This is a genomic window from Robertkochia marina (assembly GCF_004799345.1).
Lineage (GTDB): Bacteria > Bacteroidota > Bacteroidia > Flavobacteriales > Flavobacteriaceae > Robertkochia > Robertkochia marina.
In genome coordinates this window covers 674,016-691,019 of the sequence record NZ_SSMC01000002.1, presented here as the reverse complement: position 1 = coordinate 691,019, position 17,004 = coordinate 674,016, and the positions used below count along the sequence as shown (strand labels likewise).

Below are 17,004 nucleotides of genomic sequence, written 5' to 3'. Positions count from 1 at the left end.
TTTCTTTACTTTTAATCGGCTTAATTGGTTTTTTTGGTCAATGCAGTAAGGCTGCAGAGGTCCTGGCGACACTCCTTCTATGCCTCCTCTTCCTCGATCACATCAAGTTCTACCTTCAGGTTTTCAATGATAAACTTTTGCCTGTCGGGGGTATTCTTACCCATATAGAATTGTAGCAGACTCTCAATAGACATGGCCTTATCGAGCATGACAGGGTCAAGGCGGATATCATCTCCAATAAAGTATTTAAACTCGTCAGGAGAGATCTCACCCAAACCTTTAAATCGGGTGATCTCAGGTTTTCCCTTTAGCTTATTAATTGCAGCTCGTCTTTCCTCTTCACTATAACAGTAAATGGTTTCTTTTTTGTTACGAACTCTAAAGAGAGGTGTTTGCAATATATAAAGATGGCCTTCTTTGATCAATTCCGGGAAGAATTGAAGGAAAAAGGTGATCAGCAATAAACGAATGTGCATACCATCAACATCGGCATCGGTTGCGATCACAATATTGTTATAGCGCAGATCTTCCAGCGACTCTTCGATATTTAAAGCCGCCTGCAGCAGGTTGAATTCCTCATTTTCGTAAACGATCTTCTTAGACATACCGTAGGTATTAAGGGGTTTCCCCCTTAGACTGAACACGGCCTGGGTATTTACATCGCGCGACTTGGTAATGGAACCCGATGCTGAGTCTCCCTCAGTAATAAACAAAGTGGATTCCAGACGTCTGTCTTTCTTCATGTCGCCTAAATGAACACGACAATCTCTTAGTTTTTTATTGTGGAGACTGGCCTTTTTAGCCCTCTCCTTGGCAAGCTTCCTGATACCGGAAAGCTCTTTACGTTCCCGCTCAGCCTGGAGGATCTTTCTTTGGATCTTCTCGGCGGTTTCCGGGTTCTTATGTAGGAAGTTGTCAAGATGGGTTCCCACAAAATCATTGATATAGGTCCTTACAGTGGGCAGATTCCCTCCCATTTCAGTAGAGCCCAGTTTGGTCTTGGTCTGACTCTCAAATACAGGCTCCATCACCTTAATAGAAATGGCTGAAATGATCGACTTTCTAACATCAGAAGCATCGTAATTTTTCCCGTAAAAATCACGTACTGTTTTTACAACGGCCTCTCTGAAAGCAGCCAGGTGGGTTCCTCCCTGAGTCGTATTTTGTCCGTTTACAAATGAATGATATTCTTCGCTGTACTGACTACGACTGTGGGTCATGGCTAATTCAATATCATCACCTCTGAGATGAATGATCGGATATAGCATGTCTTCCTTATTGGTAGTGTCTTCCAGCAGATCCTTTAAGCCATTTTCTGAGTAGAATTTCTCGCCATTGAGCACGATGGTCAGCCCCGGGTTGAGATAGACATAGTTGCGTACCATACGCTCAATGTACTCCAGGCGGAATTTATAATGCCTGAAGATACTTTCGTCGGGCACGAATGTTACTTTGGTTCCCCTTCTTCGTGAGGTTTCCTCCAGTTTTTCTTCGTTGGTGAGATTTCCTTTTTCGAACTCAGCAGCCATCGATTGCCCGTCACGGTTCGATTCAACACGGAAATAAGTGGAAAGGGCGTTCACTGCCTTGGTACCCACCCCATTAAGACCTACCGACTTCTTAAAAGCCCGGGTGTCATACTTACCCCCGGTATTCATTTTAGAAACCACATCTACTACTTTTCCAAGCGGTATACCTCGCCCGTAATCCCTTACGGTAACACGTTCACCCTGTACAGAGATCTCAATGGTTTTTCCGGCTCCCATGACGAACTCATCAATACAGTTATCCAATACCTCCTTGATCAGGATATAGATCCCGTCGTCAGCAGAAGATCCATCCCCTAACTTTCCGATATACATCCCCGGACGCATCCGGATATGTTCTTTCCAGTCTAATGAACGTATATTATCTTCGGTGTATTGAACGGTTTGCGACATGTGATTACAAATGGGTTTGGTGCTAATATAATGTTTCGCCTTATAATATAAAATATGTAAACTCCTAAAGTAATTAACAAGAGTTATCCTCTAAATGTTAAGAATCTGATTATTTGTGAGTTGTTTATTACAAACAAGGGGGCTTTTTATAAATTTTACCCAGACAGCCCCTAATCAGACACGATAGAAACAAAAAAACAGGCCTGAACAGCCTGTTTTTTTTATCCTTTTATTGATGGTGGGCTTTTTTACACATTAAATCGGAAGTGCATCACATCGCCATCTTTTACGATATACTCCTTCCCTTCCACTCGCATTTTACCGGCTTCTTTTACCTTGGCTTCACTTCCGTAAGCAACATAGTCATCATAGGCAATAACCTCTGCCCTGATAAACCCGTTTTCAAAATCGGTATGGATAACCCCTGCAGCCTTCGGTGCAGTGGCGCCTACAGGTATGGTCCAGGCCCTAACCTCCTTTACTCCGGCTGTAAAATAAGTCTGAAGATCTAATAGTTTATAGGCCGAACGGATCAGTTTAGAAACTCCCGGTTCCTCCAATCCGATGTCTTCCAAAAACATCTGCCGTTCTTCATAGCTTTCCAGCTCTGCGATATCAGCCTCGGTTGCTACGGCCAATACCAGGATCTCTGCATTTTCATCCTTCACCACCTCTCTTACCTGCTCTACATATGCATTTCCGTCTTTGGCAGAAGCCTCATCTACATTACATACGTAAAGAATAGGCTTGGCAGTAAGTAGTTGGAAACCGGCCATCAGCTCCTCCTCATCTTCATTTACTTCTACAGCACGGGCAGAAATACCACTTTCCAGGGCTTGCTTAAATCGCTGTAAAACTGCCTGTTCTTTTTGAGCGTCTTTATCGCCGGTTTTTGCAGCTCGATTTACTTTTTCCAACCTTTTTTCTACGGTTTCAAGGTCTTTTAACTGCAGTTCGATATCGATGGTCTCTTTATCGCGTATGGGGTTGATATTCCCGTCTACGTGTACGATGTTATCATTATCAAAACAACGCAGCACGTGTATAATGGCGTTACATTCGCGAATATTACCGAGAAACTGGTTTCCCAGGCCTTCTCCTTTACTGGCACCTCTAACCAGACCTGCAATGTCTACGATCTCTACGGTTGCAGGCATAACCCGCTCAGGGTTAACGAGTGATTCCAGTTTCTGAATTCTTGGATCCGGAACATTTACCACCCCAAGATTCGGTTCTATAGTACAAAAAGGAAAGTTTGCGCTTTGAGCTTTGGCATTCGACAAACAATTAAACAGTGTCGATTTTCCAACATTCGGCAAACCTACGATACCGGCTTTCATATGCTTAAAAATTTGGGCGCAAATATACAATATTCACTCTTGTTATTGGTGGCCCCAGGCTTTTTTAATAACAGCTATAAAATTAATTGTTATAAAACTTGAGTTATTAGAATTCTGAGTAAGCAGCGAAGGGATTATTTTTTAGTTTTGCGGACTTAAAAAAATTAAACATAATTTTATGAGGAAATCTCTTACTTTATTGACCCTGTTGCTCTTTTCGGTAACAGGATTTGCTCAGATCGAGGTAAGCGGTACGGTAACCGACCCTTCAGGAGAACCTCTTCCGGGGGTTAACGTTGTGGTTAAAGGCACTACTACCGGTACTGCTACAGATTTTGACGGAAACTATATACTGAGCGTATCAGAAGAAGATACACTGATCTTTAGCTACATAGGCTTTACCACCGTTGAAGAGGCCGTGGCGGGACGCACTAAAATAAATATCGTGATGCAAGAGGGGCTCCTGCTGGACGAAGTACAATTAGTGGGTTCGCGAAGTAAAAAGCGTACCTCTACAGATACTGCTGTTCCGGTAGATGTGATCAATGTAGCCGATGTGGTTACGCAAAGCGGAAGAATAGAAGTGAACGAAATGCTTCAATATGCTGCTCCTTCCTTTAATGCGAACAAACAAACCGGATCAGACGGGGCCGATCACGTTGACCCGGCTTCCTTGAGAGGACTTGGCCCGGACCAGACCTTGGTGCTTATTAATGGAAAGCGGAGACATCAGTCGTCGCTGATCAACATTTTTGGTACCCGCGGACGGGGAAATACCGGTACCGACCTGAATGCCATACCGGTAACGGCCATCAAACGTATTGAAGTGCTTCGTGACGGTGCTGCTGCACAATACGGTTCGGATGCGATTGCCGGTGTGATCAATATTGTTCTTAATGATCAGAGAGAAGGCGTTAACGGAGTAATAAGCTATGGTGCATACAACACCAACGCAGAGGGAGATTTTGGTACCGATCCTTACGGACTATGGAACACTGATGGGTACCGACTGGACACCAGTAAAGATGGGAATCAGATCGGTGAAGACAAGAATTTTGACGGTGGTTCTATCAAAGCAGGGGTCAACTATGGGATTGGCATCGGAGAACGTGGATATGTGAACTTTACCAGCGAATTCATTAAGAAAGATAAGACTCTGAGACCTGCCTTTGAATTCAGAAAAGGATTTGGAGAAGCAGCCATCAGCGGTTTCAACTTTATGGTAAACTCGGTGATCCCGGTTTCTGAGAATTCCGAATTCTATGCCTTCGGAGGACGCAATTACAGGGATACAGATGCCTACGCATTTACCCGTAATAACCCTACTTCAAGAAATGTGGTGGAGATCTATCCTGACGGATTTACTCCGAGAATCACCTCGAATATTACCGACAATTCTGTATCGGCCGGTTTCAGAACAGTGCTGCCAAGCGAATGGAACCTTGACATCAGCAACACCTACGGGAAAAACGATTTCCACTACTATATTAAAGGTACCCTCAACGCCTCTCTTGGAGAGATTTCTCCAACCGATTTTGATGCCGGAGGACATACGTTGAGTCAGAATACCATTAACCTTGATTTCAGTAAATACTTCGAGGATGTATTTGCAGGGATGAACCTGGCATTCGGAGCAGAATACCGCACGGAGAATTTTACCATTTTTGCAGGTGAAGAAGCCTCATGGGGTACTTATGATGAGAACGGAGTGCTTATTACAGATCCCGCCAACCAGAGTTTACCTGTTGACCCGGTAACAGGCGATCCCCGTCCGGGAGGTTCCCAGGGATTCCCAGGGTATGCCCCTGATAATGAGGTTGACCGCAACCGCTCGAACGTTTCCCTGTATGCAGATGCAGAATTTGACCTGACCGAAGCCTTCATGGTTAGTACTGCAGTACGATTTGAAGAATACACCGATTTTGGAAGTACTCTAAATGGAAAGTTAGCATCGCGTTTAAAGCTGGGCGAACATTTTAACCTGAGAGGGTCTGTGAGCACAGGTTTCCGCGCCCCTTCTCTGGCACAGCTCTACTATAACCTGAAATTCACCAACTTTATTGGGGGTCAGGCTTTGGAATCATTGCTTTCGCCAAACGCAAGCCCCGTTACGGGCTCCTTCGGGATCGGTCCTCTTAAAGAAGAAACTGCCCTGAATGCCGGACTCGGATTCACTGCAACCTTTGGAGACTTTAGCGCTACTGTAGACGGGTATTATATAGATATTGACGACAGGATCGTTCTTACCGGAAACTTTGATGCTCCACAGATTCCAAATGTGGAGGCCGCACAGTTCTTTGCAAACGGAGTGGACACCAGAACTAAAGGGGTTGACGTGGTTTTATCTTACAATACCACTTTAGGAAACGGAAGGTTTTCAACCGTATTTACAGGAAACTTTAACGACATGGAGATCCTGGAGATAAAGAACGGCGACCTGGAGGAAGAGACCTTCTTTGCCCGAAGAGACCAGGTATATCTGCTTGCCTCGGCTCCTGACAGTAAAATGGCTCTGAACCTTAACTATTCGGGTAACCTGATGACGTATGGCCTTGCATTTACACGTTTCAGTAAGATCGAGATCCTGGATTACCAGATGTATGAAGCACCGGAAGATCTTGGTTATGCCAATTTTGATGAACTGGTGATCGGAGCAACAGACACCTATGATCCTAAGATCGTTACCGACTTGGTTGTTGGGGTGAAACTGAGCGAATCTCTAAACCTGAACGTGGGTGCAAACAACCTGTTAAACGTATACCCTGACCAACAGGACGACTGGACTGAAGCCGGTGGATACTGGGACTCAGTACAAATGGGATTCGGAGGTGCATTTTACTATGCCCGAATGAATTTCAATTTCTAAAACGAAATACATATCCATAAAAAAGGGAGGCAAAGCCTCCCTTTTTTTAATTTCTTATCCCCGGTATTTTTAACCTTCCGGATGCATAAAGCGTTGCTTGGCCAACAGTTCTTCTTCAGTTTCCACATGGTTGTCATCCGGCACACAACAATCTACCGGACAAACGGCGGCACACTGAGGCTCTTCATGAAAACCTTTACATTCAGTACACTTATCTGGAACTATATAATAGATCTCATCACTGATAGGTGTCTGCGCTTCCTGGGCGTCAACTGCTTTACCATCGGGTAACACAACATTGCCTTCCAGGTCGGTCCCATCACTGTAACGCCAGTCGTCTGCACCTTCATAGATCGCAGTATTCGGGCATTCCGGCTCGCAAGCTCCGCAATTAATACATTCGTCAGTGATTATAATAGCCATATAAATCTTTTGTTTTCCTCATGTTAAAATCCGATTCAAAAATACGGCAATTCACTCTTTTTTTAAAAACAATTCCTTAAATACTGTCATAAATGTTTCTTTAAGGTAGACGGGTAGGCGGGTAAACGGGTAAGTGGGTAGACAGGTAGACAGAGGGCCGAGCGTAAAAAAAGGTCTCGCAGACCTTTTTAACGATGGAGCCAGCCCGAGCGAGGGCGATACGGGTAATCTAAATTCCAAAATTTTAATTTTGTATAACCGTATAACCGTATAACCGTATAACCGTATAACCGTATAACCGTATAACCGTATAACCGTATAACCGTATAACCGTATAACCGTATAACCGTATAACCGTATAACCGTATAACCGTATAACGGCATAACCAAGTTAACTTTGTACCTTCGCATCCGAAATCTGTAAACTGTAAACTGCAAACTGTAAACTGCAAACTGAAAATGGACATCCACAGAAGAATAGAAGCTTTAGACCATTTAGGACGTTTTCTTAAACAATTCAGTCAGCCGGAACCATCAATGCTCGATGACATACCCCACAATGAACTGTTCTTTGAAGGGTTTAAGCATCAGATCAAACTGGCCGGAGAACACAATCCGTGGTTCAACCCTTCTCAATTAGCCTTTACCTTTGAAGGGTGGAGTGACCTTTTAACCACTTCAAAGCTGAAAAAATGGATGGCTGCCTACCTTTTAGAGAATCAATCGCCAAAGACCATTGGGCTGGTAATGGCGGGTAATATTCCTATGGTAGGATTCCACGACCTGTTATCTGTGCTCATCTTAGGACATAAGGCCTCTGTAAAAATGTCTTCAAATGACAAACACCTTATTCCTTACCTGATCAAATACCTCGAAACGGTAGAGCCATCTTTTAAGAATAAGGTGAACTTTGATACTCAAAACCTTAAAAATTACGATGCCGTGATCGCAACAGGGAGTGATAATACCGCACGTTACTTCGAGTATTACTTTAAGGGAAAGCCCCATATAATTCGCAAGAACAGAAACTCTGTAGCAGTACTAACCGGGCAGGAAAGTAAAGAGGAATTACAAGCTCTTGGAGAAGATATATTTCGTTATTACGGATTAGGTTGCCGTAGTGTTTCTAAACTATTTGTACCGGTAGGATATGATTTTGACCAGTTCTTTCAGGGTATCTACCCCTTTCGCGACATTATAGACGAGATCAGGTACGCCAATAATTACGATTATAATAAGGCAGTTTACCTGATGAGTCTTTTTAAGATTCGCGAAAATGGCTTTCTCATGCTTAAAGAAGATGAAGGGTATGCCTCCCCTATTGCCACCTTATTTTATGAGCATTATAGTGATGCTGATACGCTGCAAAAAAAGCTGGAAGCCGATAAAGAAAAAATACAATGTATCGTAGGGAATACATTAGAAGAAGCCATTCCATTTGGTATGAGCCAGCGTCCCGGACTTAAAGATTATGCAGATGGCGTTGATGTGATCCGTTTCCTTTTAAGTTTAGCTTAAGGAGGTCTTTCCCAACCGTTAAAAGCCCTGTTTTAGGTTTAAAATGGGTATCTTTGAAGATGGCTTTTACCATTTCTACAGCACAATTTCCCTTTGGCTGAGCCTTCTGCTTGCAACCATACGGGAAAAGACTAATGCTTAAGCGTAACCTATCATCTGACGATCAAAAGCTCCTTAGTGAACTGACATCCCTGGTCATTGAAAACCTGGAAGACCGAACCTTTGGAACAAAAGAATTGGTGCGTAATTCCGGTATGAGCAGGTCGCAGCTCTACCGTAAGATCCAAAAACTCACCGGAAAATCAACAACGCGGTTCATAAGGGATATACGTCTTGAAGAATCCCTTAACTACCTGAAGTCAGAAGATTTCACCATTGCTGAGATCGCCTCTAAGGTAGGTTTTTCGAGTCCGTCATATTTCAGCAAGGCATTTAAAGACCTATATAGCAGGACTCCCGGCGATTTCCGTGAACAAGGACAAATCAAGGACCTTAAACCCGTTGGCCACAAAGAAGGGCCCCGGAAACTTGAATTATTTTCAAACCTGATCGCTTTAGCAGTCCTGGTATTTATCCTTGGACTGTTAATAAGATCTGCTGATAGTAATTTCAGTTCGGTTTCCAGGGCTGCCACCATCTCTCCAAAAAATTCTATTGCCGTTCTCCCCCTGGAGAATAAGAGCGGGAATACAGAGGTAGATTATATGACCTACGGCATTAGCGATGCACTGATATCTCACTTAAGTCAGTCGGAAGTGTTTGGCAGGGTGGTACCGATGATACGGGTGATGGAACTAAATGCCTCCAGAGCTTCAGCACATGACCTTGCCGGACAATTAGGGGTAGATCATCTCATAACAGGGTCTCTGGAAACTTTCGGAAACAATTTTCAAATTAATCTTCAGTGTTTGCAGGCCGCAGACAATAGGGTAATATGGCAGCAGTCCTACCAAATAAATCCGGGATCTGAAGACATATTTAAATTCCAGGACAGGGTTGCAGAAAGCGTCATGAAGGCATTAGACCTCGGAGAGGGTTCAAATGAGCAGCGACCGGGAAAATATGATCATGGCACCAACGATCCTGAAGCCTACCGGGCCTATTTGAAAGCACAGTACACTGCAGCAAATTCAAGTACTGAAAACATGAAAAAAGCCCTTCCCCTGTATCGCAAGGCGCTTTCTATAGACCCCCAATATACCGATGCCTATGTGGGGTTGGCGTCACTTTGGCTTTTCGGTAGTGCAGTCTGGGGCATGAGCAATCCTGAACAGGGCTGGCAGAAAGCAGAGGCCTTATTACTCACTGCCCAGGATATCGATCCGACCGATCCCAACATCACCTATGCCCTGATGACCGGTGCCTTTTACTATGAATGGAATTTCGATTATGTAGAAGCTATTTATGACCCTGAGGATGAATTTTCCATGTTGGCGATAGACTTTGATTATTTAATTAAAACCGGGAGGTACCAACTAGCCCGGAAAAACGTCCTGAAGGCCCTTGAGGACAACCCGGATAATGGAGGGGCCTACCCCTTGCTGGCCATGCATGCACTGGTAACCAATCAGCCAAAAGAGGCCTTGGCTATTCTGGACGAACAGTATTTAAAATATCCGAAAGATCTTTTCTTTTTGCGGGAGTCAACCAAATGCTACCTCCTGCTGGGGGAAGACCAGAAAGCGAAAAAGATCAGGGAAGTTATTCAATCCCGTTTCAATGAAGAAGCCCCTATTTATTTCTGGTTTGAAGCCGTATTAGCCCATCGTTCAAAAGATGAGAACAGCGCTAAGAAAAACCTGGAGATCTTAGAAGCAAAGTACGCTGAGAGTCCGGCCGGAAGTCCTGCCTGGTTCATGGCCATGTATTACTTTTTAAAAGAAGACCTCGAAAAAGGATTCACTTGGCTGAGACGTTCTTATGAGTCCCGGGAGGTTGAAATGACCTGGCTAAAAGTGGAACCCATATTAAAACCCTACCGGGATCATCCGGTGTATCTTGAGCTCCTGGAGGCCATGAATTTCCCGGAAGGTGATTTCAAAAGACGGAAGTCAACGACGATTATTCCTTAGAGTATGGACGTCGGGAATCGTTAACCGTATGCAGTTTACAGCGTACATTATGTAGTTGGAAATAGTATAAACCCCAAACTCATTCTCAAACTCATTCTCAAATTCATACTGAAACTCATACTGAAACTCAAACTCAAACTCAAACTGATAATCCTACCCCTACTCAAACTCAAACTCAAACTCAAACTCAAACTGATAATCCTACCCCTACTCAAACTCAAACTCAAACTCCTTCACTCCTTCACTCCTTCGCTTCTTCGCCTTTTCGCTTCTTCGCTTCTTCGACATTTTAGCTTATTGATTCAATATCAATTAATTACGTATTTTTAATGCAGACTAAATCCTCAACCAACCAACAATGACATCCAATGCTTCTGACAAAGCAGCCCATCCGTTGATCGCACGCCTGGAGGCTATTGTGCTGGAGCATCTCGATGCGCCAGATTTTGATGTCGAGACCTTTGCTGACCTTTCCGGTCTCAGTCGTTCTGAACTCTACCGTAAGATCAAAAAACACACCGGCAAATCGGTTACGGAGTTTGTGCGTGATATACGATTACACAAGGCATTGGAATACCTGAGAGATGAGGAACGAACAGCCTCAGAGGTAGCTTACCTGGTAGGTTTCAGCAGTGCCACCTACTTCAATAAATGCTTTAAGGACAAGTTTGGATTTACCCCGGGAGAGGCGGGGAACCATCAGGAAAAGATTGGGGAAATTTTAAATTATAGTCCTGGACCGAATTCAGAAACTAAACTAAAAAGTTCAAAGTTTAAAACTATCACAATAACCATCTCAGCCATTATTGTTATAATTTTTGGATGGTATTTTCTGAGCAATCAATCAAATACAAATTCGCCCAATTCGGGGGCAGATAAAACTGAGCTACCTGAGAATCATTCGAAAGAGAATAGTATTGCTGTTATCCCCTTAACTATCTTATTGGACGATCCTGAATTTAATTTTCTTGCTTTAGGTATAGTTGATGAAATCATAAGAACAATAAATGCTGATAACTCAACTCAAAAAGCTCTTCATGCCAGTATTGTTTCTCCTTTCAAAGATTCTTTACTAACACCTGATAAGATTGCTGAAATTCTTAAAGTCAAATATGTATTACAAGGGTCTATTCAAAAGGCAGGTAGACAATTCAAAATCTCCCTTACTTATACTGATGTAGAGGATAATACTCAAGTCTGGTCTGAAAATTTGATTAAACAATATGATTCTATCCAACCTTTCCGTATGCAAGATGAAATAGCTGAATTCGTTATGAAAAAAATCGGGGTTGATGAACCATTTTATGAAGATGTACGTGATGCAAGAACAGCATCTGCAAAAGCTCATAAATACTTTTATCAAGGGGTTGAGCAATTGAATAAATCAACATTGGATGCATGGAAAAATGCCATAGATTTATTTAATAAGGCAATTAAAGAGGATTCCCTGTTTGTTAATGCCTATTTAAACCTTGCGCTCACATGGCAATATGGGGGGTTAAACTGGTCGTATACCAGCCAGGAAGAGGCTTGGGCAAATTCTAAATTATTTTTTTCAAAGGCTCTGGAAATAGATCCAGAGAATACATACGCATTACGCAATTTAAAAGATGGTTTCTTTTATTATGAACTCAAAATTGGAGATTCTATCCCCGGGATTGAAAGAATTAGCCACGAAGACCATATTACCTTCAATACAGATTATGCTACGAAAACAGGCCACTACACAGAGGCACATGTCGGGCATGAATATTATATGAAAAGAAATCCTGAATATGGTCAAGTCTATGTACTCATGGCTATAAATAAATTTTTATCAGGTGAGCCTGATCTTGCATTGGAAATTCTGGATGAGAACTACCATCTTTATAAGGATGATTTTGATTTTCTTAGGGAAGCTGCAAAAGGATTCTATTTTCTGGAAGAATACGATAAGATGGAGAATGCAATCTTACATTTTTTTGAAAAATTCTCTGAACGCCCTCCCATTCTACGCTGGTTACGTGCCATCGTGGCCGACAAGAATAATAACCAGGCTATGGTTGAGGAACAGTTGCAACATCTCATGGATAGCTATCAAAACAGAGAATCAGGAAGTCCTGCCTGGTTTATCGCCTTGTACCATGCCTATAACAAAGACGAAGACAAAACCCTTGAATGGTTGGAGAAATCCTATGAAGCCCGGGAGGTCGAAATGACCTGGCTGGCCCAGGAGCCCGACCTGCACATCGTAGGGGATCAGCCCCGTTATCGGGCACTGCTTGATAGCATGAACTTCCCGGAAAGCGCGAGACGACATGTTATTTTTAAAGATTAGGTTTGGATTATGGATTATGAATGATGAATTATGAATGATGAATGGTGAGTTATGAAAGGTGAGTTATGAATGATGAATCAAGTTTTTCAACCTGACCACTGACCACAGCCTGCGGGCTGCGTAGTTTCAGCGAAGTAGCCACACTTAAAACCGTAACGATAACTGTAAACCCTTCTTATAGTGTTAGATAATCAGAATTATCGATAATTATGTATTTTTAATACAGACTAAATTCTCAACCCAACCAATAATGACGTCCAATGCTTCCAATAAGGGAAACCATCCGTTGATCGCACGCCTGGAGGCTATTGTGCTGGAGCATCTCGATGCGGCCGATTTTGATGTAGAGACCTTTGCTGACCTTTCCGGTCTCAGTCGTTCTGAACTCTACCGTAAGATCAAAAAGCACACCGGGAAATCGGTTACGGAGTTTGTGCGTGATATTCGATTGCACAAGTCATTGGAATACCTGAAAGATGAGGAGCGTACCGCCTCAGAGGTAGCTTATCTGGTGGGCTTTTCCAGTGCCACCTACTTCAACAAATGCTTTAAGGATAAGTTTGGATTTACCCCCGGGGAGGCGAGTTTTCATGAAGAAAAGATCAAAGAATTAATTGATATAACTGAAAAGGAATCTAAAAAATCGGGAAGTAAATTTTTCATTTCAAAGCGTGGCTTGATAGCAATTAGTCTGGTTGGAATCGTTGTACTAGGTTGGTATTTTATCCAGGCATCAAATTTTACCGACCCTGAAAGTGTGGAAGGTGTTAAGGGATTATCAATTGCGGTACTACCAATTATAAATGAAACGGAGAATCAGGAAAGTGAAACAATAGGTTATTACGCTACATGGGAAATCATAAGCAGTTTAAACGAAATCGATTCGGTTGCACGAGTCCCGCCAATGCGTACGGTGGGTAAGTATAAGGACTCTCTGAACATTCCTACGGCAGAAATAATCAGGCGAATGAAGGTGGAGTATATTCTGCAAGGTTATTTGAAAGGAAATGATACATCAGGTTACAAAATTTTCTTTGAATTACTAGATGCTGAAGATAACCTCCTATGGAATCATATGTTCGAGTATGAAGGCGATAACGCTGATAAGATGTATAAGGAATATTCTAGAACCGCCAACCTGGTGGCTAAAGAATTAGGGAAAGACATCTCTGGTATCCCAGACCCTGTGAATAAAACCGGGAACTCATTGGCCATGAAATATTTCTCAGAAGGATTGTTTGAAGCGAACAATTACACCCGGGATGGGTGGAAAAAAGGGGTAGCATTAATTGAAAAGGCCATTGAAAAAGACCCGGAATTTGTTGATGCTTATTTGGAATTGGCAGATTTGTGGTTGTATGCGGGAATGAACTGGTCTTATGCTTCTGAGCAAGAAGGATGGGGTAAGGCTAAAGCACTTTACAACAAAATACTTGAAATAAAAACAAATAGTATTGATGGCCGGATAGGCCTCGCAAATGGGATCTTTTATTATGAACTCAATGTTTTGGATACGGTACCGGAATTTTTTGGGATCCCTTATGACGAATGGATAGTTATGCGACCCGATCATGCCGAAAAAACCGGACGACATAAAATCTCACTGGAATCTAATTTGAATTTTCAAAATCGAGACCCTGCAAACTCAACTGTTCATGCTATCATCGCTCTCAATTACTATTTTTTAAACCGACCTGAGGAGGCCATTAGGAAACTTGATGAAAATTACGAAACCCATAAAAATGATTTTAATTTTCTTAGGGAAGCTTCAAAAGCTTATTACTTTTTAGGAGAAGATCAGAAAATGCAAGAGGCAGTTCTTTACTTTTATGATACTTTTTCTGAACGCCCTCCTATTCTCAGATGGCTAAGAGCCATAGTGGCTGATAAAAATAAGGACCAGGCGACAGTTGATCTAGAGCTTCAATACCTTCTGGAGAGCTATCAAAATAGAGAATCCGGCAGTCCGGCCTGGTTTCTAGCTCTTTTTCACGCATATAAGAATGATGTAGATAAAACATTAGATTGGCTGGAGAAATCCTATGAAGCCAGGGAGGTTGAAATGACCTGGCTGGCCCAGGAACCCGACCTCCACATCGTTGGCGATCAGCCCCGTTACCGGGCACTGCTTGATAGCATGAACTTCCCGGAAAGCGCCAGAAGGCATGTTATTTTTAAAGATTAGGTTTGGATTATGGATTATGGATTATGAATGATGAATCGCAAATAGGTAAATAGGCAAATAAGCAAAGGTTACTGGGTTACTGGGTTACTGGGTTACTAAGAGTTTAAGCATGTTCAATTTTACAATTCCTCGATTCCTCGATTCCTCTCCCGAAGTGTCGGGACTTCAATTTCACATATACCGACCACTATAAACTGCAAACTGCCAACCGCCAACCTCCAACTGTAATCTGCATACTGCAAACCGTGAACAACTAACTGCCTCCCCCTGATTAACATAGTTTTATAGCCCTGAACTGTAACAAAAACCTGATTTTCAGTATCTTTATAGGTACACCAATCAATAAATATCCGTTCATGAGTTTGGATACCGACATTTTGACGTCCAATTCATTAATGAGCAGGATGAAGAGCATTGTTCTCCATCATCTTGACAGGGAGGACTTTGATGTGGAAACCTTCGCCGAAGAAGCCGGGCTAAGCAGATCAGAACTGTACCGAAAGATCAAAAAGAATACCGGAAAGTCGGTTACACAATTCATTCGTGATATACGTCTGCAAAAATCATTGGAATTTCTTTCTGACGGTGAGCATACGGCCTCAGAAACGGCTTATAAGGTGGGCTTTAACAGTGCCACCTATTTCAATAAATGCTTTAAAGAAAAATACGGGTTCACCCCCGGTGATACCGAAGCCCACCGGGAAGAGATCTTCAGGTTGCTCAATCAGCCGGAACCCTTGCCTAAGAAAAGTAAATCACTAAGTAAGATCGTTATTCTCATCGTGGTGCTTCTCTCGGCCGCAGGGGTTGTCATTTCTATCTTTTTCTCTCAAAGAGATAGTTCAGCAGAAGAGACTCCTACAGAACAAACAGTACCCTCATCCGGCAAAACAAACATCGATGCTACCGTTAACGGCTTATCCAATAACTCTGTGGCCATCCTTCCCATGTTAAACTGGACCGGAGACGAATCTTTAGATTTTATCTGTTTCGGAGTAACAGATGCTATTATATCCAGGCTCACCGACCTGAACACCGTAGACCGGATAGCCCCTATGAGTGCGGTTATTCCGTACAAGGATTCGATACAGGCCCTGCACGATATTGCTTCTCAACTTGACGTGGAGAACATATTACACGGCAGTGTGCAAAAGGCAGGCAGCCAATTAAAGTTCTCAGTGCAACTCATTAACATACTCAACAACGATATTACCTGGTCTGACGATTTTATCATTGATTGGGTACCGGAAGAGGCATTTAAGATGCAATCAAAAATTGCCAATGAGGTGGTCATGGCCCTGGGGGTTGATAGCAGACCCTATTTGCATAATGATGCCCCTACCAGCTCTAAAAAGGCCTATGACTACTTTCTGCAAGGGTTTTACCAGTACAATATTTTCACTAAGGCTTCCTGGGAAAACTCTATCCACTTCTTCAATAAGGCTATTGAAGAAGATCCGGAATACCTCCAGGCATATATATATCTGGCATTTACCTGGCATTTGGGCGGACTCATCTGGTCGTATACTACCCAGGAGGAGGCATGGACGAATTATCGGAAATACCTGGAAATGGCATTGACCCTGGATCCAGACAACACCTCCATCCCGGTTTATCTAAGAGACGGGTACTTCTATTACGAGTTAAATGCGGCCGACCGTATCCCTGAAATCAGCGGTGTTACCGCCAAAGTGCATATGGCCACCAATTCAGATTACGCTCTTAAAACAGGACGTTATGAAGAGGCTTTAGCAGGAAATACGAAATGGTTAAAGCAGGAGCCTTTCAGTGGTGCCGCCTATGCCCTGCTGGCCATCGATAATTACTTTATCGGTAATACGTCTGAATGCAGAGCCTTATTAGATGATAACTACGACCTGTATAAAGACGATCTTAATTTTCTGAGAGAAACAGCTAAGGCTTATTATTTTCTGGGAGACCATGAAAAGATGCGTGAAGCCGTTAACTATTTCTTCGAAAATTTCAAAGAGCGACCGCCAATTATGAGGTGGCTGAAGGCCATTGCCGCCGATCAGCAGGGCGATACAGAAACAGTGAAGGCACAGCTGGCCATATTACAGGAGAGCTATCATGAAGGCAGATCGGGAAGTCCGGCCTGGTTCCTGGCCCTTTATGAAGCCCGTAACGGAAATTATGAGATGGCCCTCGAATGGCTGGAGCGTTCTTATGCCGCCCGGGAGGTCGAAATGACCTGGCTGGCCCAGGAACCGGATCTCGCTCCCCTGGGCAACCACCCCAGATACCGGGCCTTACTCGACAGTATGCAATTTCCCCCTGTAGCCAGAAAACACGTTAATAATTCCATTATCATCAAGAATTAAT

At 43.0% G+C, this 17,004-nt stretch carries 9 protein-coding genes; 6 read left to right on the top strand and 3 right to left on the bottom strand.

Going from position 1 to position 17,004, the window contains the following annotated elements; translation table 11 throughout:
* Positions 1–77: 77 nt before the first annotated feature.
* Entirely contained in the window at positions 78–1,940 is a 1,863-nt protein-coding gene (locus E7Z59_RS09430) for a DNA topoisomerase IV subunit B (protein WP_136336066.1), read from the bottom strand.
* Positions 1,941–2,188: 248 nt separating this feature from the next.
* The gene (gene ychF, locus E7Z59_RS09425; protein WP_136336065.1) at positions 2,189–3,280 is read right to left on the bottom strand and encodes a redox-regulated ATPase YchF; all 1,092 of its coding nucleotides are present in this window, start codon (positions 3,278–3,280) and stop codon (positions 2,189–2,191) included.
* Between the two features lie 178 nt (positions 3,281–3,458).
* Between ychF and E7Z59_RS09420 the strand changes: the two genes are divergently transcribed.
* Entirely contained in the window at positions 3,459–6,146 is a 2,688-nt protein-coding gene (locus E7Z59_RS09420) for a TonB-dependent receptor (RefSeq protein WP_136336064.1), read from the top strand.
* A 69-nt stretch (positions 6,147–6,215) separates the two neighbouring features.
* On the opposite strand, the gene E7Z59_RS09415 is transcribed toward E7Z59_RS09420, so the two are convergent.
* On the bottom strand, positions 6,216–6,569 hold the full coding sequence (locus E7Z59_RS09415) for a 4Fe-4S dicluster domain-containing protein (protein WP_136336063.1): 354 nt from the start codon (positions 6,567–6,569) through the stop codon (positions 6,216–6,218).
* A gap of 459 nt (positions 6,570–7,028) precedes the next feature.
* Here E7Z59_RS09415 and E7Z59_RS09410 point away from each other — a divergent pair, with 459 nt between their 5' ends.
* The 5 genes from E7Z59_RS09410 (at position 7,029) to E7Z59_RS09390 (ending at position 17,003) form a co-directional block, all read left to right on the top strand.
* A complete protein-coding gene (locus tag E7Z59_RS09410) occupies positions 7,029–8,087 on the top strand; it encodes an acyl-CoA reductase (protein ID WP_136336062.1) in 1,059 nt (352 codons plus the stop codon).
* Between the two features lie 134 nt (positions 8,088–8,221).
* A complete protein-coding gene (locus E7Z59_RS09405; RefSeq protein ID WP_136336061.1) occupies positions 8,222–10,159 on the top strand; it encodes a helix-turn-helix domain-containing protein in 1,938 nt (645 codons plus the stop codon).
* Between the two features lie 358 nt (positions 10,160–10,517).
* Positions 10,518–12,476, top strand: coding sequence for a helix-turn-helix domain-containing protein (locus E7Z59_RS09400; protein WP_136336060.1), 1,959 nt, complete (start codon positions 10,518–10,520; stop codon positions 12,474–12,476).
* 250 nt (positions 12,477–12,726) lie between these two features.
* Positions 12,727–14,661, top strand: a complete 1,935-nt coding sequence (locus E7Z59_RS09395) for a helix-turn-helix domain-containing protein (protein ID WP_136336059.1) — start codon at positions 12,727–12,729, stop codon at positions 14,659–14,661.
* 356 nt (positions 14,662–15,017) lie between these two features.
* Complete coding sequence (locus tag E7Z59_RS09390; protein ID WP_136336058.1) at positions 15,018–17,003, top strand: helix-turn-helix domain-containing protein; 1,986 nt, start codon at positions 15,018–15,020, stop codon at positions 17,001–17,003.
* Position 17,004 lies beyond the last annotated feature (1 nt).

What these genes read in the sequence shown, in the direction of transcription:
- E7Z59_RS09415 (WP_136336063.1), bottom strand. Translation starts at nt 6,569, where the DNA reads ATGGCTATTATAATCACTGACGAATGTATTAATTGCGGAGCTTGCGAG.
- E7Z59_RS09395 (WP_136336059.1), top strand. Translation starts at nt 12,727, where the DNA reads ATGACGTCCAATGCTTCCAATAAGGGAAACCATCCGTTGATCGCACGC.
- E7Z59_RS09405 (WP_136336061.1), top strand. Translation starts at nt 8,222, where the DNA reads ATGCTTAAGCGTAACCTATCATCTGACGATCAAAAGCTCCTTAGTGAA.
- E7Z59_RS09400 (WP_136336060.1), top strand. Translation starts at nt 10,518, where the DNA reads ATGACATCCAATGCTTCTGACAAAGCAGCCCATCCGTTGATCGCACGC.
- E7Z59_RS09410 (WP_136336062.1), top strand. Translation starts at nt 7,029, where the DNA reads ATGGACATCCACAGAAGAATAGAAGCTTTAGACCATTTAGGACGTTTT.
- E7Z59_RS09390 (WP_136336058.1), top strand. Translation starts at nt 15,018, where the DNA reads ATGAGTTTGGATACCGACATTTTGACGTCCAATTCATTAATGAGCAGG.
- ychF (WP_136336065.1), bottom strand. Translation starts at nt 3,280, where the DNA reads ATGAAAGCCGGTATCGTAGGTTTGCCGAATGTTGGAAAATCGACACTG.
- E7Z59_RS09430 (WP_136336066.1), bottom strand. Translation starts at nt 1,940, where the DNA reads ATGTCGCAAACCGTTCAATACACCGAAGATAATATACGTTCATTAGAC.
- E7Z59_RS09420 (WP_136336064.1), top strand. Translation starts at nt 3,459, where the DNA reads ATGAGGAAATCTCTTACTTTATTGACCCTGTTGCTCTTTTCGGTAACA.